17 protein-coding genes and 1 pseudogene are annotated in these 22,996 nt (G+C 39.2%); 4 read left to right on the forward strand and 14 right to left on the reverse strand.

Annotated elements, in window-relative coordinates; genetic code table 11:
- Positions 1 to 13: 13 nt before the first annotated feature.
- The 5 genes from CNR22_07490 to CNR22_07510 form a co-directional block, all read right to left on the reverse strand.
- The gene (locus CNR22_07490; GenBank protein ID PBQ31616.1) at positions 14 to 727 is read right to left on the reverse strand and encodes a succinyl-CoA--3-ketoacid-CoA transferase; all 714 of its coding nucleotides are present in this window, start codon (positions 725 to 727) and stop codon (positions 14 to 16) included.
- Between the two features lie 115 nt (positions 728 to 842).
- Positions 843 to 1,082, reverse strand: coding sequence for a hypothetical protein (locus CNR22_07495; protein PBQ31617.1), 240 nt, complete (start codon positions 1,080 to 1,082; stop codon positions 843 to 845).
- Entirely contained in the window at positions 1,075 to 2,658 is a 1,584-nt protein-coding gene (locus CNR22_07500; GenBank protein ID PBQ31618.1) for a hypothetical protein, read from the reverse strand. The genes CNR22_07495 and CNR22_07500 overlap by 8 nt, the downstream gene beginning before the upstream one ends.
- Before the next feature lie 5 nt (positions 2,659 to 2,663).
- Positions 2,664 to 4,292 (reverse strand): hypothetical protein, encoded by a 1,629-nt coding sequence (locus tag CNR22_07505; GenBank protein ID PBQ31619.1) that lies wholly within the window; start codon positions 4,290 to 4,292, stop codon positions 2,664 to 2,666.
- Between the two features lie 25 nt (positions 4,293 to 4,317).
- Entirely contained in the window at positions 4,318 to 6,513 is a 2,196-nt protein-coding gene (locus CNR22_07510) for a penicillin-binding protein (GenBank protein PBQ31620.1), read from the reverse strand.
- Positions 6,514 to 6,664: 151 nt separating this feature from the next.
- Here CNR22_07510 and CNR22_07515 point away from each other — a divergent pair, with 151 nt between their 5' ends.
- Both CNR22_07515 and CNR22_07520 read left to right on the forward strand, forming a co-directional pair.
- Entirely contained in the window at positions 6,665 to 7,354 is a 690-nt protein-coding gene (locus CNR22_07515) for an alpha/beta hydrolase (protein ID PBQ31621.1), read from the forward strand.
- Between the two features lie 26 nt (positions 7,355 to 7,380).
- Positions 7,381 to 8,076, forward strand: a complete 696-nt coding sequence (locus tag CNR22_07520) for a hypothetical protein (protein ID PBQ31622.1) — start codon at positions 7,381 to 7,383, stop codon at positions 8,074 to 8,076.
- Positions 8,077 to 8,191: 115 nt separating this feature from the next.
- Here CNR22_07520 and CNR22_07525 read toward each other — a convergent pair whose 3' ends face one another.
- From CNR22_07525 to CNR22_07550, 6 genes are all read right to left on the reverse strand, one after another.
- Positions 8,192 to 9,499 (reverse strand): rod shape-determining protein RodA, encoded by a 1,308-nt coding sequence (locus CNR22_07525; GenBank protein ID PBQ31623.1) that lies wholly within the window; start codon positions 9,497 to 9,499, stop codon positions 8,192 to 8,194.
- Positions 9,500 to 9,502: 3 nt separating this feature from the next.
- Complete coding sequence (locus tag CNR22_07530; GenBank protein PBQ31624.1) at positions 9,503 to 11,365, reverse strand: penicillin-binding protein 2; 1,863 nt, start codon at positions 11,363 to 11,365, stop codon at positions 9,503 to 9,505.
- Positions 11,362 to 11,766, reverse strand: a complete 405-nt coding sequence (locus CNR22_07535; GenBank protein ID PBQ31625.1) for a rod shape-determining protein MreD — start codon at positions 11,764 to 11,766, stop codon at positions 11,362 to 11,364. Before CNR22_07535 ends, CNR22_07530 begins: the two co-directional genes overlap by 4 nt.
- A 103-nt stretch (positions 11,767 to 11,869) precedes the next feature.
- Positions 11,870 to 12,709 carry a rod shape-determining protein MreC gene (locus tag CNR22_07540; protein ID PBQ31626.1) on the reverse strand — a complete coding sequence of 280 codons (840 nt, stop codon included), beginning with the start codon at positions 12,707 to 12,709 and terminating at the stop codon, positions 11,870 to 11,872.
- Between the two features lie 91 nt (positions 12,710 to 12,800).
- Complete coding sequence (locus CNR22_07545; GenBank protein PBQ31627.1) at positions 12,801 to 13,823, reverse strand: rod shape-determining protein; 1,023 nt, start codon at positions 13,821 to 13,823, stop codon at positions 12,801 to 12,803.
- Positions 13,824 to 14,238: 415 nt separating this feature from the next.
- The gene (locus CNR22_07550; protein PBQ31628.1) at positions 14,239 to 15,636 is read right to left on the reverse strand and encodes an arginine decarboxylase; all 1,398 of its coding nucleotides are present in this window, start codon (positions 15,634 to 15,636) and stop codon (positions 14,239 to 14,241) included.
- Positions 15,637 to 15,800: 164 nt separating this feature from the next.
- On the opposite strand from CNR22_07550, the gene rocF reads away from it, so the two are divergent.
- Positions 15,801 to 16,754 carry an arginase gene (rocF, locus tag CNR22_07555; GenBank protein PBQ31629.1) on the forward strand — a complete coding sequence of 318 codons (954 nt, stop codon included), beginning with the start codon at positions 15,801 to 15,803 and terminating at the stop codon, positions 16,752 to 16,754.
- A gap of 179 nt (positions 16,755 to 16,933) precedes the next feature.
- Here the strand turns inward: rocF and CNR22_07560 are convergent, their stop codons facing one another.
- Both CNR22_07560 and CNR22_07565 read right to left on the reverse strand, forming a co-directional pair.
- Positions 16,934 to 18,238, reverse strand: coding sequence for a serine hydrolase (locus tag CNR22_07560; protein ID PBQ31630.1), 1,305 nt, complete (start codon positions 18,236 to 18,238; stop codon positions 16,934 to 16,936).
- Positions 18,239 to 18,299: 61 nt separating this feature from the next.
- Entirely contained in the window at positions 18,300 to 21,635 is a 3,336-nt protein-coding gene (locus tag CNR22_07565) for a hypothetical protein (GenBank protein PBQ31631.1), read from the reverse strand.
- Positions 21,636 to 21,675: 40 nt separating this feature from the next.
- Here CNR22_07565 and CNR22_07570 point away from each other — a divergent pair.
- Positions 21,676 to 21,897, forward strand: a pseudogene (locus CNR22_07570) (isocitrate dehydrogenase (NADP(+))).
- Positions 21,898 to 22,588: 691 nt separating this feature from the next.
- On the opposite strand, the gene CNR22_07575 reads toward CNR22_07570, so the two are convergent.
- Positions 22,589 to 22,993: a hypothetical protein gene (locus tag CNR22_07575; GenBank protein ID PBQ31632.1), complete on the reverse strand. Its 405-nt coding sequence runs from the start codon at positions 22,991 to 22,993 to the stop codon at positions 22,589 to 22,591.
- Positions 22,994 to 22,996: the final 3 nt, after the last annotated feature.

A 22,996-nucleotide genomic window follows, 5' to 3' on the forward strand; every position in this document is an offset into this window, starting at 1 on the left:
TATTACGCACTGATTAGGCTCTCTTTTTAACGGTTCTTTGCTCAATACGCTTCTCATACTTCTCTCCTTTAAAAATACGGTGCACATAAATTCCCGGAGTATGAATATGATCCGGATCCAGTTCACCTGCAGGAACTAGCTCCTCCACTTCAGCAATGGTTATTTTCCCAGCCATTGCCATCATGGGATTAAAATTACGGGCTGTGCTTCTGAAAATAAGATTACCGGCCGTATCACCTTTCCAGGCTTTCACCAATGCGAAATCCGATTCAAAAGCCTTTTCCATCAAATATTCTTTTTCCTCCCCATTGTAAGTAAATCTTCTTGTTTCCTTACCAATGGCTACCTCTGTTCCTACCCCAGCAGGAGTGTAAATCACAGGCATTCCATATCCTGCAGCCATGCAACGCGTTGCAAGGGTACCTTGTGGCACAAGCTCTACTTCCAGCTCACCGCTTAACATCTGGCGCTCAAACTCATCATTTTCTCCCACATAACTGGAGATCATTTTTTTGATTTGTTTGGTCTGTAATAATAACCCTAATCCAAAATCATCTACACCGGCATTGTTACTAATGCAGGTTAGGTTTTTTGTACCCATTTTCACCAATTGCGCAATACAGTTTTCAGGAATGCCACATAAGCCGAAGCCCCCTACTAACAAAGTCATTCCGTCTTTAATGTCTTTTAATGCTTCTTCCGCATTTTTTACTACTCTGTTTATCATATCTGATTTAATCTTTAATTATTTCAAATTTTCCCCCACTCTTTTTGTTATAAGTGAAGGTTGTTTGTGTCCTGACTAATTTTAATTCTTTTGTGTAACTCAAATAGTCAAGCCCTTATATTTTGTCCTTAAATATAGTGGTATCACCCATTCTATTTAAAACTATAAAATTAAACTTATTATTGTAAAACCAATTGGCATTTGCAACATGTGGATATAAATTAAGATCATCAAATACCGCATGGACCCGCACGCCAGTTCTTGAAAAAAGCGTAACCTTTTTTGAAACCCAATAATCAGCCATGCAATTCCACGATTTATCTTTTTTAGAATCTGACGTCATTTCCCTACTCATTTACATTCACAACCTCACCACCTTTAAATTTTAAGTAGGTAAAATCATTTGTTTTCACAACTTTAAAATTGGGTTGGTCTATAACCATTTGAACATCCCTTACTTGACTCCTGTATTGACTTGTGTCGTTAAAACCGCTTATCACTACAAAATTAAATCTGTTTTCAAAATACCAGTTTTCATTGGCAACATGCTTATGAACGGAAATATTGTCAAATACCGCCCGAACAATAACACCTTTTTTTGAAAACATGGTCATTACTTTCGCGTCCCAATAGTTGGCTACACCTTGATGCAAATGCTCTTTCTCAGCCAGAGCATCCATTTGTTGAGCCTTTTTAGGATAATAATTAAAAAATTCGTTGATGCCTTTTGGACTAATTTGAGTCAGTGCCAGCATAAAAAAAATAAGATTTAAACCAACCAATGAGAAGGACAAAACTTTATTAGCTTGTTTGCCGCGACTCAAAAACATGATAAAGACAGCTAAATTTAAAATGCCAAGATAAAACGGATAAACATTATAGCGCAAACAATCTCCACCCGTGTACCTGCCAGAAACCAAGGGGGTTAATATGACACAGACGCTAAATATCAGGCTAAACAGGCTATAGAAAGAAATAAGTTTATCATTTTCATGCCGTATAGATTTTAAAAAAACGTAAGCCATTAAAAAAAGAGAAACTATAAACAAATACATGGTTAAGGCCATAAAACCGAAGCGTAACAGGTAAGTAGAGATTTGATCAAAATAGATCTCTGCCTGCATGCTAATGATACTAAAATCAGCCGGCTTCGTTTCATCTAACATGGGGTAAGGAAAAGAATCGATTTGTTTAAAGACTTTTAATCCGAGCCACGAAAAAGTTATTATAGCTACTGTGAGCAAAGTTGTCGGTTTCCAATTAAGTCGCTTAATAAGCAACAAACAGGAAGCAATCATCGGCGCCGAAAAAAACACCAGGAATAAGCGGTCTGAGATAACGGATAAAAATCCGGTAACTAATAGTAACAGCAACCATAAACCATTTTTTCCATTTATATATTTGAAAGTAAAAAAAGCACAAAGCAATGTCATTAGAAAGGCGCCGGTATGATAAGCGTTTACCAGTAGAAAAAACACATTGATAAAATTTTTGCTGAAGAAAAAGAATTCCAGCAAAAAAAGACAAAGGAATGTGTAGATAAATAGCGTATAAAACGGCGAAGCTAATGGAAAAATAAGTCTGAAAAGTTTAACAAGTATAAAACTCAAAAACAAACATTGTGCAAAGGAGAATAGAAACGAGGCGATGATAAAATTCTGTGAAATAAAATTCAGCAAGAAATAAACGCCCATGTCTGGAAAATAATTGGGAGCTGGATTAAAGTGCCAGTCAGAAATATCAGAGTGGTCTATAAAAAGATCTCTGTAAATAGAAGGTAAATAAAGTGTATCCGAACAAAAATACATGATCAATTTTAAAGGATCCTCAGGAAGCTTCGAGAAAATTGCGAATACAAGGGTTACCAGGGTTAGAATAGAAAGTCCATTCAAAAATAAACGCAAATATTTTTTATCTGTGTAGAGCTTCACCTGATTTATTCTTTGACCTCTTTAATTAGCACTTTTATTTCGTCTTTTTTATATGGGAAATACCTTTGAAATTCATATGTTTTGTAAACTTTAAAACCAGGTTGCTCACGGTATTGAATAAGGTAGTCGAAATTTTCGAGAGTAATAAAGTCTGCCCACCAGTTATACTCGCCTTCATTCCAACAATTCACTTCAAAGCCACCATTAATTTTTGTATGCTCAACTTTTTCTTCTTTAACCAGTGTATTATAAGCTTGCCATCTTAAAGCGTTAATCTGCAAATAATCTTTTGTTCCAAAAACAGAAACGTAAACAAATAACATCAAAGGCAGCAGTATCAAACGATAATTTCCTTCAAAACGTTTGGAGATAAAACTGAATAGGATTATTGCAAGGCTAATCAGGGGAATATGATAGCGGTCAAAATAACTTTCGGTAATGAGTATTAAAAATGCATAGGCAAAAAATAAGCTAAAGAAGAAGAAAAAAACAGGTTCTCTTTTCAGAGGGTTTCTGGTCTCGGAAATAAGTCTTATTACCAAAGCAATTAATACAAAAAGACTCAGCGTACCGAAGAGATATTTCACAAATACAAGGGCACCTTCAAAAGAAATAGTGAAAGTATGTTGTGGATAATCCTTTACTGCCGGCGTTAGAGTTTCGTAAAAGGTCTCAGCTCCGAGTGAAGTATTCGTAAAAACATTTCCAATCATAAAATTCTCATTCCTGAAGCCATAGTGCACTAATAAAATACTTGCAACAGCTATAACGACAACCAACAATGGTTTTAGCGATTTTAAAATATCATTCAGAAAAAAAAGTGTGAATGGGAAGGTATAAATTAAAACATGAAGAGCTATTTTTTTATACCGTAACTCCCAGTTATAAAAAAAGATATCCCAGAATTTACTGCTGGTTATGCTTACATTCCCCGAAAATTTATAGGCTGCGCCGGGAGAAAGAACGCCTTGCAAATAACTTTCGTAATATTTAAAGAGGCCATACACAACTCCTGTACAAAGAATGGCCATTCCCACATTTAGCCACCTCTTATCTTTAATGATAAAACAAGTTAACGTGAAACACATGGGCACAATAATTCCGAATTGGCGAATTAACACAAGCAGAGCAGACATTATAAAAACGAGTACGAAGGAAATTTTGTTTCTTGTTTTGAAATAATCGTACCCAAAATAGCAGCTTACGACCAGCAAGGTGTTGAAGTTCACATCCGTCATAAAGGTGTTGCCCAGGTTAAAATACAAAGGATTAAACAGAAGAACCAGGCAGGCAACAAAACCTGTAATTCTGTTTCCGCTGATGGATACGATTAATTTGTTTAAAGTAAACACACCAATCAACGAAGAGAGAAGCGTAGAGATTCTAAGAATTGTAAAAGAAAATCCAAATACTTTAGTGAACAAACCGCCCCACAAAATATGTGTGAGCAGGCTCATAGCAGCAAACTCTCCGGTGGTAAGTGTCCCTTCTTTATCAAAAATCAAAACAGATTTACCGTAGGTCCAGTCGTCGTTTAGAGGAAAATTGCCTATTGGATTGACAATAAACTCCGCAAGCAGAAGGGTAAACGCTAAGAGCAGGTAATATTTATATGTGCTCGCGAAAGACCTCATCTATTACCGGAATAACATAGTCAGATTAAAGATTATCAAACGGATTGTCGCTTCCAGGATCATCCTGCATGTCGTTATCGTATTTGCTACAATCCATCTCCAGATTCGGATCAAGATTTTTTGGTCGGGGAAAATCTCCCTTACTGACGTTTAATTTCTTATCGTTATATACTTTATTGAAAAACTTACCCCATATTGGCAAGGCCATACTTGCTCCCTGTCCTTCTGCCATAGAATTAAAATGTATGCTCCTGTCTTCACCACCAACCCACACACCTGCAACAAGCTCGGGAGTAAGACCCATAAACCATCCATCCGCATTTCTTTGAGTAGTGCCGGTTTTACCTGCAATTTGATTATAAAGTTTATGTTTGAACCTGAGTCTTGAGCCTGTTCCTCCATCCACCACTCCACGCATTAACTGAATAACAGCATAAGCTTTTTCTTCACTAAACACCTCATCGCTATTCGGAATAAATTCCTCCAGAACTTTCCCGTTTTTATCTTCGATACGCGTTACAAAAGTAGGCTGAATATAAGTTCCCTTATTCACAAAAGCTGAATTTGCAGCAACCATTTCGAAAACACTAATGTCAGCCGTACCTAAACAAATAGAAGGAACTTCCGGAATATCAGCCGTGATCCCTAAGCGTTTAACAAGGGTTACTACTGCGTGTGGGCCGTATTTTTTCATTACTGCAGCAGTCACATAATTCATAGATTGAGCCAAAGCCTTCTTCAAGGTTACCATCGTTCCTACATATTTCCCGTGCGGACCATCTGCGTCGTTAGGACACCAGTCTACTCCCGTTTCGGTAGTAATACAAGTCTTTACGTTTGGATACCGTGTGCATGGCGACTCACCGTTTCCAATAGCAAGAGCATACACAAAAGGTTTAAAAGTTGAACCCACCTGGCGTTTACTCACTTTAACGTGATCGTATTGAAAATGTTTATGATTAATACCACCCACCCAGGCCTTTACATAACCCGTCTGAGGCTCCATAACAGTAAAGCCCGTTTGTAAAAAACTCTTATAATACCGGATACTATCGTAGGGTGTTAAAACAGTATCAATGTCTCCCCTAAGACTGTATACACGCATTGGAACCTTTTTGTAGAAAGTTTTAACTATTTCATTATGCGATAATCCATCTTCTTTTGACTTACGGTAACGATCGCTACGTTTGATAGAAGCATCCATGATGTCGTCAATCTCCTGTTTGGAAACATTCCAGGCAAAGGGCGCATTTTTTTTATTAAGACATTCTTTACTAAAAAGTTTTTGCAGATCTGCCATATGTTCATTCACCGATTCTTCAGCATATTGTTGCATACGTGAATCTATCGTTGTATAAATTTTTAAACCATCCTTGTATATGTTGTAAGGTTTATTCGTTTCAGGATTGATATGCTTTTTGCACCAATTCTCTAAAAAATTATCGCGGAGATATTCTCTGAAATAAGTAGCCAATCCATCGTTGTGATTTTCCGGACGAAAAGCTAATCCTAAAGGTAAAACTTTAAGGCTGTCGTATTTTTGTTGCGAAAGGTAGCCATACTTTACCATTTGATTCATTACAACATTTCTTCTTAAAAGAGTTCTGTCGTTGAATCTCACCGGATTGTAATAGGCGGGGTTTTTCGCCATTCCCACAAGCATAGCAGCTTGCTCTATCTTTAAACTATCCTGTGCACGGTTAAAATATATTTGCGCGGCAGATTTAATTCCCACTGCAAGATTTAAGAAATCAAATTTATTCAGGTAAAGCGATAAAATTTCCTCTTTCGTATACAGTTTTTCTAAACGCGTAGCGATGATCCATTCTTTAAACTTGCGTATAACCAACTCCGGCTTACTTAATTTTTCACGCGGAAACATCATTTTTGCAAGTTGCTGAGAAAGCGTACTCGCTCCACCTTTTCCTCCACCCGAAAACACTGACCTGGCCAGAGCTTTTGCATCTACGCCACTGTGATCGTAGAAACGCGCGTCCTCTGTAGCCACCAGGGCATTTACAATGTCTTTATCTAACTGCTGAAAATTAACATTAACACGGTTTTCCAAATAATACTTTCCGATTATTTTCATGTCGCCACTGTAAACAACAGTAGCTAAACTGTTTTTAGGATTTAAGAGTTCATCCACTTTTGGCAATGATCCAAAAACACCCAGACCAACAAGCGTTATTAACAGAAAAATAAAAACGAAAGGACCCATTAAGAAGATCCAAAGCCACTTGCTATACTTTTTATTAGATTTTTGCACGAAAAGAATTAAAAGGTAAAAATAACAAAAAGACCCAATCTGAAGCCTCAATTATCTAAAATTTACCAGTATTATTGGGATATTAAAAATCATTAACAATTAGATGAAAACTATACTCTTGCTTCATGGCGCACTAGGTTCTTCAGAAGATCTGCGAAGTCTTGCTATCACTTTAGAAAAAGAAGGATTAAAGGTCTTGATCTTTAACTTTTCAGGACACGGAAAAAGTGACTTTAGAGAGGTCTTTAGCATTCCTCAATTTGCAAAAGAAGTAGAGTCATTTATTTCGGAAAAAGAGCTTAAAAATATAAGTGTATTTGGCTACAGTATGGGTGGATTTGTTGCGCTCTATCTCGCTTCAAAACACCCAAATCTCTTTGAAAAGATAATAACCCTTGGAACAAAATTCGATTGGAGCCAGGCTTCTGTAGATAAAGAAACAAAAATGCTGGATCCAAAAGTAATAGCCGAAAAAGTGCCCGCCTTTGCAAAATCTTTAGATGCAAAGCATGGAGAAGCCTGGACCACCCTCCTTCCAAAAACAGCTGCATTAATGCGTGAAATAAACGAGAAAGACTTCTTGAGTCATGAAGTTATTAAGAGTGTGAGTGTACCCACATTATTAGGTTTGGGAGACCGGGACCAGATGGTTTCTCTGGAGGAAACACTTAAGGTTTACAAAACGCTTCCAAATGCGCAGATGTACATGCTTCCTAAAACCAAACACCAGCTGGAATCTGCGAACCTGAAGCTGCTTACTAACACAATTCTTGAATTTGTAACATACGATTAGCAAAATTTTGGCGTTGTAAATGCATCATGCGCTTTATAGTAGTAGTTCTTTTTCTAATTCTAAGTTTTAATTTAAAAGCTCAGCTGAGTTCGGGCTTAAACCTGGTTGTGGGTGCCGGGGTTTCCTATTTTTTTAACGATCCATCTTTAAACAGGCGCGTCGACAATACAAGGTTCGCCGGCGTTAATTATGTCTTCCTAAATAAAAATCAACACCTGGCTTTTAATCCAGGCTTTAACTTGCAGACCAATCAGTATAGCAGTAAAATAAAAGAGGATTTTTTGACACAAATAAATCAGCACGTTCTGAGTTTAACCCTTGACATGCTTTTAAAAATCAATAAACGTGCTTATTTACGAGCCGGACTTTTCTTTAACCAACTTGCGTCTTCAGATATAAGCGTTGTAAATACCTATAACAGAAGTTCCGCTTTTTATTATGGAAGCTCCGAATTGGAAAAAGACTATCATTCCACCAACCTTCAGGCTGGCGTCACGCTGGGAGTATCCTTCCCGTTCAAAGTCTTTCAACGCTTTCACAAATTCAATATTAAAATCGCAGAGTTTGCTTCTCCGCTTGTAAAACAAAATTATATTTTAAGCAAAGCCATGATTGGAAACGAAACAAAAGTTCTCTCCCTAAAAGCGAGACCAACCATGCTCAGTATCGGTTTTGATTTTAATTTCAATCGCATTAAAAAGAAAAAAGAAGCAGAAGATTGAGCGTGTTTCAGCCACACAGATCACAGATTCTGCAGAAGATGGTTTAAGTTGGCCGCAAATGAATTTGATCTGTGGGAATTTGAAAAAGAGATCTGCCCAATCAGCGTTAATCTCACTATCTAAGAATTAGCAACCTGTTCGCGTCGAGCTTAATAAATATAAAAAGCAGGATGGTGAATGACCACAAAGAAGAACCTCCATAGCTAAAAAATGGCAAGGGAATTCCGATCACCGGCATCAAGCCAATAGTCATTCCAATATTAACCGCTAAGTGAAAAAACAGAATCGCGGAAACACCATAACCGTATATCCGGCTGAAGTCGGACCGTTGCCTTTCCGCTAAAAAGATCACACGTAAAATGAGAAAGAGTTCTAAAAAAATAACCACCGTACTTCCTACGAAGCCCCACTCCTCTCCAACAGTGCAAAAAATAAAGTCTGTATCCTGCTCCGGCACAAAATCATATTTCGTCTGAGTACCCTGTAAATAGCCTTTTCCAAGAAAACCTCCACTACCGATGGCAATTTTAGCCTGGTTTACATTGTAACCTTCTTTCTTGAGATCCACTGTTCCGCGTCCTAATAGAACATCTATACGTACTTTTTGATGTGGCTCGAGGTGATTGTACACATAATTCGTGGTCAACACCACCCCTGCTGCCAGCAAGTACACCAGCGAAACAAAAATGAAATTCTTTCTTGTTCTGCGAATAAATAAAAATGCAGAATAGGTAATAACTGCCAGCGTAATAAGGAGGCCAGTGATCTGAGTTACTACTAAAGCTACCACAAACAAAATCGTTGCAAGCAATCCGAAAATCAAAAATCCCACACTCAATCCTTCCCTGTATAATACAATGATGAATGCTACAAATACTATAGCCAGACCCGTTTCATCCTGAAGCTTTTTTATGATAATGAGAGGCGCAATAATAAAAAGTAAAGCAATGATAGTATTCTTGTAGTTTTTAAAAAGATCTCGCAGTCTCAATCTGAATTGCTGACTTACCACAATATTCTGATTACTTAAAAACTTCGCCAAAGCAAGATTTGCCGCGAACTTCATAAACTCCGCGGGCTGTATCCCAAAGCCTCCCACGCCAAACCACGATTTACTTCCCTTGATCTCTCGCCCGAAAAAAACCACCAGAATATTGGCAGCAATTAAAAAACCATAAAAGATATAGGCGAAGGCGGTATAAAAATTCGCATCAATCAATAAAATACTAAAAGCAATAACTGTTGCTCCGGCAATCCAGATCAGCTGCTTGCCATATTTTTGAGTAGTGTCGAAAATATTTTGATGCTCTTCGTTAAAAACGGCAGCATAAATGTTTAACCAGCCCATAATTACCAATAACACATAGGTGAGAACCGTTAGTCGATCTACGCCATAGAATATGTCATTTTCATTCCTTGCCATTTGTTAATGCTTTTTCTCTGCTAGCAAATTGTTTGCGTCAATCAGATTTGTCTCCATCATCTTTTTTTCCATTTCAGGACGATCTGTTTTTCCTTTCAGATATTTTTCAATCATCAATGTTACGATTGGAGCGCTCCATACACCACCAAAACCGGCGTTTTCAACGATACAGGCAATAGCTATCTTGGGATTTTCACGCGGCGCAAAAGCTAAAAATACTGCATGATCTTTTCCATGTGGATTTTGCGCAGTTCCTGTTTTACCACAAATCACAATATCTTTCACACGCGAATGATAGCCTGTTCCTCCGTCGAGACACATTTGCATACCATCAATGACATTTAAATACGCTTCAGGATTTTGAACTCCTACCAGATGTTTCTGACGGAAACGTACGTCAATTTGTTTTTCGGTACCGATACCTTTAACACAGTGTGGTGTATAATAGAAGCCCCGATTAGCAATGGTAGCAACGACATTTGCCATTTGCAGCGGAACTAACGTAAGTTCTGCCTGGCCGATACCGAGAGATACAATCGTATTGCTTCTCCACCCGTTTTTGCCAAACACCTTATTATAATAATCTACCGAAGGTACATTCCCGGGTTTATCAAACGGAAGATCGGTTCCAAGGCGCGTACCAGGACCAAAAGTAACCACCATGTCGCGCCAGTGATTATAGCCATCAATAAAATGCGGATAAGCTTTTTGATCAACGATTTCCCTGAAAACGTAACTGTAATAGGAATTACACGATTGCGCTACAGATCCCACCAAATCTACACCCCCGTGAGGGTGGCATTTTGGTTTATTACCCATAGGAGGATAACCCTGGTGGCAGGGAAAACTAGTAGAGCGTTTGATCAATCCATCGTTTTGCGCAATCAAAGCATCAATCAACTTGAAAATAGAACCCGGTGGGTACATCGCTGTGAGCGCCCGATTAAAAAGAGGACGATTTAAACTATCATAATAAAGTTTGGTAAAATTCTTAGAACGCTCTTTTCCACCCACTAATAGATTTGGATCGTAAGCTGGGCCAGAGACAAGGCATAAAATCTCTCCGGTAGAAGGCTCTATGGCAACGATCGCACCTTTTTTACCCCGCATAAGTTTCTCACCGTATTCCTGCAAATCCATATCAATACTACAATAGAGCGGCTTTCCGGAAATTGCTGCCGTATCGTACTTTCCTTCCATATAAGCTCCAACGGTTTTATTGTGAACATCCGTTACAACGCGCTGCACTCCCTTTCTGCCACGTAAAGCCTCCTCATAACTCTTTTCAATACCAGTAATGCCAATGTAATCTCCTTCACGGTAATATGAATTTTTTTCCGCTCCTTCCTTGCTAATCTCTCCTACATAACCCAGAAGATGCGCTGCAATTGGCCGTGGATACTTTCTAACGGTTCGCTTTTGCACGAAAAACCCCTTGAAACGGTACAACTTCTCCTGTAAGGCCGCATAAGTCTGTGGCGACATTTGTTTTTCAAAAATGCTTTGTTTACGCGGAGAATTGGGCGCCTGAGAGGCTTTTTTCATCCGCTTCAAATATTCTTTTTTAGTGATCTGCAACACTTCACAAACCGACATGGTATCGCATCCTTTAGTCTCCCTCGGAATTACCATTAAATCATAAGATGGTGAATTGTAAACCAGTAATTTTCCGTTCCTGTCAAAAATGTAACCGCGCACCGGGTACTCCGTCATGTTACGCAGCGCGTTATTTTCAGCCGCAAATTTATACTGATCATCCACTAATTGAATGTAGAATAACCGGCAAATGTAAATGACAACGATAAGGACGAAAAACCCTCCGATAATTAGTTTTCTATCTCCTAATTGAACTGCAGTAGAACTCATGTGCGCCGCTTGTTAGTGAAAAATAAAAACTGGATCAGATAAATAAGTCCTAAAGTTCCCACACTACTTAAAACAACTCTTAAAAGCGTTGAGAAGAATTCTGAGAAGCGAAAAATCTCCAGGTAAAAAAGTACAAAGTGATGAATAAAAACCAGGGTTCCTGCGTAACGTAAAAACCACTCCAGGCCCATATCTTCAACCGTTGGTTTTACGCCAATATCATATCCATCGCGCGGAGAAATGTATTTTAAAACATAATATCTTGAAAACCCCATCACTGTGCAAGCTGTGGCATGTAAACCAGAAGAATCATAAAAATAGTCAATACAAACTCCCAGTAAAAATGCTAAAAAAAGAACAAGTAATTTATTGGTTTCAAAGGGAAGAATGATCACTACCATAATGTATGGCAACAGAATGACATACCCCGTGAGGTTTATGTTTTGAATTATTAGTACCTGCAGGATTACAAGTAAAATAAACCGCAGAATGTTTTTTATTAGTTCAGTCGTCAACTTGTTTTTGTGTAGTTAGTTCTAAAGAATCGCGTTCGTTTTTAAATTTATTTTTAATCACGTAAACATGATTTACTTTTTTAAGATCTGCGCTGAGTTTAACTTTCGCCGTGTAATAAGATTCATTTTTCCGGCGTTCAAAACTTTCGATTGTTCCCACCATTATACCTTCCGGAAAAATTCCCGATAATTCACTGGTAATTACGGTGTCGCCCTTTACGATCTTTGCGTGAGTTGGAATATCTGTGAGCAGGCAATACCTGTAATCACCGCCGTCCCAAACCAGTGGCCCATAACTTCCGTCTTTTTTAAGCTGGCAGTTCACGCGAACATCTTTATGCAAAAGACTCATGGCACTCGAAAAATTACGCGATACGTTAGTCACAATTCCTACAATACCATCGCCGGCCATAACAGCCATATCCTGTGTAATACCTTGTTCCGATCCAATATTCAGTGTTAAGAAATTCCGGCGTTTATTTACCGAAGAGTTCACCACTTTTGCGTTGATGTACGAGTACTGTTGTTTATAAAGCGTATCGTTTTTAGTAAACTCTTTTAAGGGAAGAACCGCGTAATTGGCTTTTAGGAAATTGCGAAGAATAGAATTTTCCCTGACAATTTTCTCATTTTCCTGTTTTAGCGAAAAATACTCTCTGGTATTTGCGGCAGTCTCGTAAACGTTAGCAACTGCCCTGTTAGATGAATTTAAAACATGTGAACCCTGGTAACCGCTGCTCTGAACCATTAACCAAATACAGATAACCTGGAGTAGCAGAAAAACGAAAATAAAATTGTGCTTTATAACAAAGGCAAATAAGTTTCTCATGCGTGTTTGTTCTGTTTATCTGGCTCGACGCATGCCTGCCGGGTTAAGAGCAAAGCTGTGCTTCTTTAAATCTACATTCTAAAGAACCGGTTTACTTGATCAGGAAAGGGAATTTATGAACATTTTTTAGTGCAATTCCGGTACCACGGGCAACCGCGCGAAGTGGATCCTCACAAACATGCACCGGAAGTTTAGTTTTTAGAGAAATACGTTTATCTAATCCTCTCAATAATGAACCACCGCCAGCCATGAAAATTCCTTTTCTGTAAATATCGGCTGCAAGTTCCGGAGGTGTCATTTCAAGAGCGTTTAAGATCGCTTCCTCAATTTTAGAAATAGATTTATCCAAACAATGCGCAATCTCTACATAACTGATATAAACTTCTTTTGGAATACCACTCATTAAGTCACGTCCCTGTACCGCATAATCTGCAGGTGGATTTTCAATTTCAGTCATTGCCGCGCCAACTTCAATTTTCACACGCTCCGCACTACGCTCACCAATTAAAATGTTGTGTTGACGACGCATGTATTCTTCAATATTAGCATTGAAATCATCACCGGCAATACGTGTAGACTTATCACAAACAATACCACCCAAAGCGATTACGGCAATCTCGGAAGTACCACCACCAATATCGATGATCATATTTCCCATAGGCTCTTCTACGTCAATTCCCATCCCAATAGCAGCAGCCATAGGTTCGTGAATCATATAAACTTCTTTCGCTCCGGCATGCTCGGCACTGTCACGTACCGCACGTTTCTCTACCTCCGTAATACCGCTGGGAATACAAATTACCATTCTTAAGGAAGGTTTAAAAAAACGATTTCCGGGATTAATCATTTTGATCATTCCTTTAATCATTTCTTCAGCAGCCTGGAAATCCGCAATTACTCCGTCTTTCAGGGGACGAATAGTTTTAATATTCTCATGCGTTTTACCATGCATCATCTGCGCCTGGCGTCCCACAGCTATTATTCGGCCGTTTGTTCGATCCATAGCAACTATACTTGGTTCATCCACAACTACTTTATCGTTATTAATGATAATCGTGTTCGCGGTTCCTAAGTCAATTGCAATGTCTTGCGTTAAAAAGTCGAATAATGCCATAAAAGTGAAGTGGTATAAGGATGTAAAGTTAAAAAAAATGCAATCTAAACGTAAACGTTTATGAGTTATTGGCTGAAAGATTTTAAGAAATAGTTAACAACAAAATTTCGCAGACACGAGGGTATTAAACCAAGAGCCAAGATTCAAGACTTCACTCTTCTATCTTGGCTCTTGTATCTTGCTTCTTGTATCTTAAATCTTGTATCTTAAATCTTGGTTCTTGCCTCTTAAGTCTTGGTTCTTGCATCTTGGCTCTTGCGTCTTAAATCTTGGTTCTTGCATCTTAGCTCTTGCGTCTTAATTCTTGATTCTTGCATCTTGGCTCTTGCGTCTTAATTCTTGATTCTTGCGTCTTGGTTCTTGCCTCTTAAGTCTTGGTTCTTGCATCTTGCATCTTGCGTCTTGCATCTTGCCTTTAGTAGCCAAGTATTTTCAACATGCTCTTGTAGCTTTGTTCTTTTGCAAAGAGACGCGTTGTATATTCCCCGTCTTCATCTCTGTCAATCAAAACATGTTTTGGAGCCGGAATCAAACAGTGCTGAGTTCCTCCATAACCGCTCAAAGCTTCCTGGTATGCGCCTGTGTGAAAGAATCCGATATATTGTGGCTGCTTCTGATTCTTGTCTATGTTAGGTAAAAACACCTGGTTGGTGTGAGCTTCAGTATTATAGTAATCCATACTGTCACAAGTCATACCTCCTAAGTTTACCGGACCATAGGGCTTGTCCCAGTTATTGATCGCCAGTAAAATAAAACGTTGGTTGATCCCCCAGGTATCAGGAAGTGTAGTAATGAAACTGCTGTCAATGAAATACCAGGTTTCACGATCGTTTTGTTGTTTTTGATCTACAATGGAATAAAGGGTTGCGCCACTTTCTCCAACAGTATAAGATCCAAATTCAGTAAAAATATTTGGCTCCGGAATTTCATTGGCATCACAAAACGTTTTGATCTGCTCCACAATTTCCTCAATCATGTATTCGTAATCGTACTCAAAACCTAAAGAGGTACGAATAGGCATGCCTCCGCCAATATTGAGTGAATCAAGGCCCGGACAAACCGCTTTTAACTCCTTATAAATATTCATACACTTATTTAATTCTGTCCAGTAATAAATAGTGTCTTTTATACCTGTATTGATGAAGAAATGCAGAAGTTTTAAATCGAATTTTGGATTCGGTTTAATTTTTTCATTGTAAAGATTCATGATCTCGCTGTTGCGAATTCCCAAACGGGAAGTGTAAAAAGTAAAGGAAGGTTCTTCTTCTGTACTGATACGGATCCCAAAATTTACCTTTTCGGCTTTTGCATGCTTTTTATAATAATCAATCTCGTCAAGGTGGTCAAGCACAGGTATCACATTGAATCCGTCATTTATAAGCTCACAGATATTCTGCTTGTACTGCGTGCGTTTATACCCGTTACAAATAATATATGTATCTTTGCTAAGTGCCTTTTTTTGAAATTGTTCTTTGATTATTTCGAGGTCAAAAGCAGATGAAGTTTCAATATGGACGTCATTTTTTAAGACTTCATCCAGTACAAAACTAAAGTGAGAGCTTTTTGTACAATAACAATAAACATATTTGGCTTTATAATCCACTTTTGCCATGGCTACGTTAAATAAACGTTTGGCTTTTTGAATTTGTGAGCTTATTTTTGGAAGGTAACTAATACGCAACGGGGTGCCATACTGTTTAATAACATCCATTAAAGGAATGTCGTTAAAATGGAGTTCTTCGTCCTTTACCGCAAAGCCTTCTTGCGGAAAATTAAAGGTTTGGTTAATGAGGGTGGAATATAAATTGTCCATCTTTTAGATCTAAGTTGTTTGGTTTAGCTTATTTGAATCAAAGTAACTCATTTAGATTAAACAAAAGTAAGTGTAAAAATTAAGAAATTGTAAAATAATGCCCTAAAAAGCGAACGAAATGCTTGTAGAACAGTACTCCCTAACGAACTGAAATAAAGAAGTATATGATAAAACCAATAAAAATTGTTGAAGTAAAGAGTGAAATAGGCGCCGGGACCCGTGGCGCAAGTATGGGCGTAGATGCCATTAAAATTGCAGCCCTCGATTTTGGAAGTCCGTTTTTTAAACGTTTTAAATCCGTAGAGATTCAGAGTGAAAATAACCTTCTTTTAGAGCCAGTAGTACACGATTACGCTAAAAGAATTAAAGGTATTTACACTTTAAATGAACGCATTGCCAAAGAAATACAAAAGACATTAAAGGCGGATGAAGTTCCAATCGTGTTAGCCGGCGATCATAGTTCGGCATTAGGAACCATAAGTGGGATTCGCATGGCCTACCCGGATAAGAAGCTTGGTGTGATTTGGATTGATGCCCACGCCGATCTTCATAGTCCTTACACTACCCCAAGTGGTAACATGCATGGAATGCCTTTGTGCTGCGTTTTGGGAGAAGATAACAAAGACCGTCAGCAAAACCGACCAGATGACGAGACAGTTGAATACTGGGAAAAACTCAAAAATCTGGGGGGTATAATGCCAAAAATCACTTACAATGACTTGGTATTTATAGCACTTAGAGACTTTGAAGCTCCGGAAGATTACCTGATCAAGAAGAATAAAGTACGGGTTTTTAACCTTCAGGAAATACGTAAAAAGGCTGTAGAACGCGTTGCCATTGATTCTTTAAACTACCTCGACCATTGCGATATCATTTATGTAAGCTTTGATGTAGACAGTATGGATTCGCGTATTTCCAGCGGCACAGGAACCCCGGTTCCAAACGGAATTACAGAGAAAGAAGCGGGAAATCTCATTTATTACATCATGCGTAGTAAAAAGATTGTCTGTTTTGAAATGGTGGAGATCAATCCAACCCTTGATAAAGAGAATTTAATGGCCGAAAATGCGTTTGAAATTTTGCAAAAAGCGACCAATCAGTTAAGTAACGATTTCTAAGTTTAGGGGAATATAATAGGGTATTACTTCTTTTTTTACCTTTTTGTGGTGCCATATTTCGCTTTCGAAATATGCTATGTGCTACTTTATGAATCTATAAAAACTTCTATCCTGCCGATAACAATCGGCACTATGTTTCTATGTGTTTTAAAATATGCAGAAACTTTTTTGCAGTTTTTTTAGTCAACAAGAATCTTTTTTACAAGACTTGTATTTTCAAACGACGTAAACGTCACAAAGTACAAGCCTTTTTTATATCCGGAAATATCAATAACTCCGTCGTTGACCGTAACTTGTATTTTTTCTCCAAGAAGATTTGTTAATGTGATGTTCTTAAGCTTAAGATCTGTTTTGATAAACAAAGATCCTTTAGCTGGATTTGGGTAAACAAGAATCTTCTCAGCACTAAGACTGTTTTTTTGAATGGACGTGGTGACACAATTCAACTTATTGATATAATCCCAAAGTTTGTTGTCAAAATTAGAAAGTGCGAAGGTCACTCCTTCTGCAGAATTCCCTTGTCTTATAACCACCATTTTGGTACTGGGAACAATATAAATTTTCTGATCATTTTTTCCTAAAGCGGCATACATGTCTGAAGGAGCGTTTGGAACCAGCGGGCCATTTAACACTAGCTGCAAACCAGGATTCATAAAGGTTGATTTTCCATTCAACCACCATAAATACCCATAGGATAAATTAAAACTTTGTGAAGTGTTTGTCATTGCTTTAAAATAAAGAGAATCTTTCATCAAAGTGTCTCCTGCCCATATTCCCTTATTTAAATTGAGTAATCCAAAGCGAGCCATACTGCGGGCATTACTGTAATATACTTGTTGAAACCAGCTGCCTGTCATGCCGGTTTTTTGTTTGATCCAATTTGTTGTAATGGCATTGTAAGTTTGTCCAATGCTTGCACTCACCACATCGTGTGATTTTTTATAAGCTCCTGTATGATAGGCCCAGCGGGTGCCGGCATCGGCTTTGTAGATCAGACAACTTTTAGCAGTATCTTCATTATCGCAGGGCGAAGGTGGACCATCATCCAAACCACTTGTCATTTCAATCAAATGTTTTACGGTTATTAAGTCTTCTTTAGCTTGCGGAGCGCTGGTCCATCCGTTGCCAATATAATTAGAGACTTTAGAGTTAATGTTTATGTACCCCTTTTGTTGCGCCAGGCCGGTGATAAAAGAAGAAAGACTTTTACTTGCCGAAGCCCAATAAAAAGCAGAATCAGAGGTATAAGTTCCAAAATACTTCTCCAGGACTATTTTCCCATCTTTTACAATAATAAAGGACCTGGTGTTTTTTGCCTGCAGATAATTATAAAGTGAATCGATGCGCGGCTGACACCAGCCTATGCTTTGAGGATCGATTGAATCCCACATAGTACCAGTGAGTGGCGGGAAGTAGAGGGATTGAGCGTTTAAGAAATTTGCACTTAAGAAAACAACAATTAGAAATACAGTAAAATTTTTCATCGGATGGAGATTAGCGATTTCTAAAATTAAGAAATAAACTCTTAGAAGTCGCTAATCAATTCTAACGTGCCACTACAACCTTGTGTTTGATAAGCTGGTTCCCTTGTTGTCCAATTACAAAATAAATTCCATTTTCAAGACCTTTTAAGTTAATAGTTTCTGCGGAGCCGGTCATTTGAATACTTCGAACAATTTGTCCAAGTTCATTTATAATTGACAGATTCATTGCAAAATCTCCGGAAATATAAAACTCGCCATTATTAGGATTCGGGAAAATGTTTAATTCAGAATTTTTTGTCTGGTGGGAAAGACCAACGCAATCAGCGACATCCAATACAACAGAGAATTGTCCGGAACAGCCATTAGCATCCACTCCCACAACATTAAAAGTTGAATTTGTAACCGGCATAACCACAATAGTAGAGCTTGTTTCATTTGTATTCCAGCTGTATGTTGCCGCGCCGGCAACCGTTAAGGAAAGTGATTCTCCCGAACAGATTGCGCTTTGCGAGGCCACCACATTAAGAGTTGGAAGCGCATTAACAGTAATAGTTTGAACAGCTAAATTTGTACTGGTACAGCCAGTAAGTGAATTGGTTCCAGTGATGGAATAATTTAGTGTGCTTTGAGGCGTAAACGGAACACCATTCGTTATGCCATTGCTGAAGGTATACGTATCTGCTCCCTGGGCAAAAACAGTAACTGTATTTCCTTTACAAATGGCAAGATCGCTTACACTGCTTGTTACAACCGGCAAAGGATCTACAATGATTATCTGCGCAGCCATAAGGAAGCAACCAGTTAAAGAATTTGTAGCCATAACGACGTAGCCATTGCTTACCGTAGGTGTAAATGGAACTCCATTTACAACAGTTGGTGTCCAGCTGTAACTATCTGCTCCACTGGCAGTAAGGACAACGGTAGAACCACTGCACACCGTAGCATTGCTAACAGATACACTCAGCGACGGAAGAGGATGTACAGTGATCTGCTGTGATACGGAATTTGCGCATCCCGTAAGTGTATTAGTGCCTTGAACGCTATACGTGGCTGTAGTTGTAGGCGAAAAAGGAATTCCATTCATAACTCCGTTCGTCCACGTGTAAGTGTTAGCTCCTTGCGCAGTTAATACCACAGATTGATTCATGCAAACAGCGTTACTACTTGCTGAGACCGATAACACGGGTAAAGTATTCACAGTAACGCTTTGTACAGCATTGTTTGTACTGGAACAACCTGTTAATGTGTTTGAACCAACCAAACTATAAAGGGTATTAGAATTCGGATAAAGTGGCGTAGAAAGCGTCCCTGGAGTGAGCGTATAGGTGTCCGCACCGCTTGCATTTAAACTAATACTTGCACCGGCACAAATAGCAAGACTTGTAGCCGACAATGAAACAACAGGCAAGGGATTTACAGTAATCACTTTATTTGCGGTATTCTGGCATCCGTTAGCATCCGTTCCAGTCACAGTATAAGTTGCCGTGTTGCTTGCTGCGAAGGGTAGGTTATTGCTAACAGCATTACTCCAGGTATAGCTAAGTGCTCCTGAACCAGACAAATTTAAAGTAGCTCCCTGGCACACTAGCGTACCACTTGCATTTGCTGCTACAACAGGCAAAGCATTAACGGTAACTGTAATTACATTGCTCGCAGTGAAACAGGCATTAGAACCAAACACGGTGTAGGTTGAAGTTACTGTCGGAGTAAAAGCTACGTTATTGGAAACCGTTCCTGTCCAGGTGTAAGTTAAAGCGCCGCTGCCATTTAGAGATACAGTATTTCCAAAACATACAGATGTACTTGTAGAGTTAGCGCTCACAAGCGGTGCGTTTATAATACTAACAGTCACACTTGCGGAATTTTGACAACCGTTAACGTCCGTTCCGGTCACGGTATAAGATCCTGTGGCTGCCGGAGCAAAAGGTGTATTGTTACTAACTCCACTGGTCCAGGTATAGGAATTTGCACCACCTCCATTTAAAGTAACGGAAGAACCTGCACATACAGTCGCTGCAGAAACAAAGGCACTAACTACCGGTAATGGATTGGTAGAAATTGTTTTTACAGCTATATTCTGACAACCGTTAGCGTCTGTTCCGGTTCCGGTGTAAGAACTTGTTGCATTTATTGGAAACGCCGTATTATTTGAGATTCCACCAGACCATGAATACGTTGACGCTCCAACACCGCTTAGGGCAACAGTTGAACCGGTACAAACCAATGTATTTGTTGCGTTCGCCGTTACCGAAGGCAAGGGATTAACCGTGACAGTAATTACTGCTGAAGCCGTTCCGCAGGCCCCTGTGCCCGTCACTGAATAGACAGACGTCGCTGTAGGACTAAAAGCGACGTTATTAATAACGCCGTTGCTCCAGGTATAGGTAGATGCTCCGCTACCTGTAAGGGTTACAGATTTACCTTCACATATGGTCATGCTGCTTGTATTTGCAGTGACAGTTGTATTATTTAACAGGGTTATGGTTTTAGTAGCAACATCTGTACACCCGTTAGTTGCGGTTCCTGTTACACTATACACAGAAGTCAAAGTTGGTGATACAGTAATATTATTGCTTGTGGATAAAGTACTCCATGCATAAGTGCTGGCTCCGTTGGCATTTAGATCTACCGAATTACCGGGACACGCTGTATTTGTTGAAATAATAGTTACAGTTGGCCCCGGGTTTACTGTTATGTCTATCCATGAAACATCGCTACACCCTGCCGCATCTTCGCCAATCACTAAATAGGTTTCCGTTACAGAAGGTGTAAAGGGCACTCCATTAGCAGAGGGACCGGATGTCCACGTATAATTTTGAACACCGGTAGCAGTCAGTGTAAGGCTCTCACCTGAACACAGCACGGAGTTGCTAGCTACTATGCTCAAACTTATTGGTGCGGGCTGGGTAATAACAAATGTGCCGCTTGCTGCGCAATTATGGAAATCTTTTACATCACAGGTATATGATCCGGGAGCAAGTCCGCCCACAAGTGGTGCAGAAGACAAAACGGTTGATGGCGACCAGGTAAAAGAATAAGGCCCCGTGCCCCCGGATATGTGAAGCCAGGCTAGTCCGTTCCAATACCCATAACAGCTTACGTTTGTTTGGGTTGTGGTAGCAGTAAATAAAGGTGGGTCCGTAACGGTAAAAGTATTTATGTAAGTGATAGAAGCAGCATCAGTAGCCCGGCATGTATAAGTTCCCGGACCCAGTCCTGTTATGGTGACGCTGGAACTTCCTCCAGGTGACCAGGAATAGGTATAAGGACCGGTTGTTCCAAAAACTGATGCTGTAAGTGCAGCATTGGATTGCCCATTACAGGAAATAGGAGTACTTAAAATAATATTTACCCCCGAAAGTTTTGTGATTGTTACATAGCCGTTACCGCTGTTCACGGCAGAAGTATTTACCTGGTTAGTGCCGGTATTATAGGAGCCGCCGCCGCCGCCAAGACCGAAATAGGTGCCGCCACCACCTCCGGAATAGCCCCCGCCACCTCCAGAGCCGGTGATACTTGTCCAGTCCCCGCCGCCGCCGCCTCCAAAGCCACCATCACCACCAATGTTTACGCTTGTACTCGCGCCAGCTCCTCCTGCTCCGCCATTGGTGAAAGAGATCCCTGCCGTCGCAGGATTTCCATCAACTCCATCTCCGTAAAAACCACCACCGCCAGAACCCTGAGTTGCCGTATAATTTGTAGAAACAGATCCGCCCAACCCTAAACTTCCTCCTGCACTAGCCGTAACACCTGTATTTCCGTTTGACCCCGGCATTCCTGAGGTCCCCGCACTCCCACCATTATTCGCAACGCCAAAACTATAAGTTGGACCGGATTCAGAACCTCCACCCCCTCCTGCGATAATTAAAGGAGAGTTATTCGCGTCCACTACAAAACTTCCACCACCACCACCAGGACTCCTTCCATTAGAACCTACTTGTCCTACCAATATTTTTATCACCTGACCTGCTGTTAAGGCAAAATCACCCTGCATACTCGCTCCATAAACATATACAGAACTAAAAAACTCACCTCCCTTGGCTCCATTGACCTTTATCCTATAATTACCATTAGATGGAACTGTCCAGCTTTGAATGCCATTGCTCACTGTTACGGCGCTATTTAAATTGGTGTTGCTATACGAATTTGTGACTTGGGTTTGCGAGGGGCCATATCGGCCGCTAGCTCCTGCGGGCGTGAAGGTGTAGGTTTGGGAGGACAACAATCCCGAAATAGAGAAAAATATACCGATTAAAATTAACTTAAAATTCATGGTTTCAAATTCGGTCTATATAAATATTAACAATAATTTGTCCTTTAGCTTTTCAAGATAGAAAGTTAATATTTCATTTATTTAGATAATGTTGTTATTACTTCTTTATCTCTGCCTAAGAAATTAATTATACCTAAACTTGTTTCGTTAAATGCTAATTTATTTTCATAAATTTTTAGATATGCAGCACAAACATAATATTTTTCACTTTTAGTTTCAATTTCAAATAGGTAGTTTTCTTCTTTATTTAAAAACGAATTCACCGATTTATACTCAATTGGCATTTTATCCTTCTCTACAACACTAATTGAAACAATCCATAACGATGTAAAAAGTTGAATATAACTTGTACCAAAGAAAATAACATCTATATTTTCTTTATAATCGTTATCCTTACTTGATCGCAACAATAATTGACCATGACTGATCATAAAGTCAAAAGCAGTAAAATATCTGGTTGATTTAAAAATTTCTTTTTTCATATT

Source organism: Sphingobacteriaceae bacterium (genome assembly GCA_002319075.1).
Lineage (GTDB): Bacteria > Bacteroidota > Bacteroidia > B-17B0 > Aurantibacillaceae > Aurantibacillus.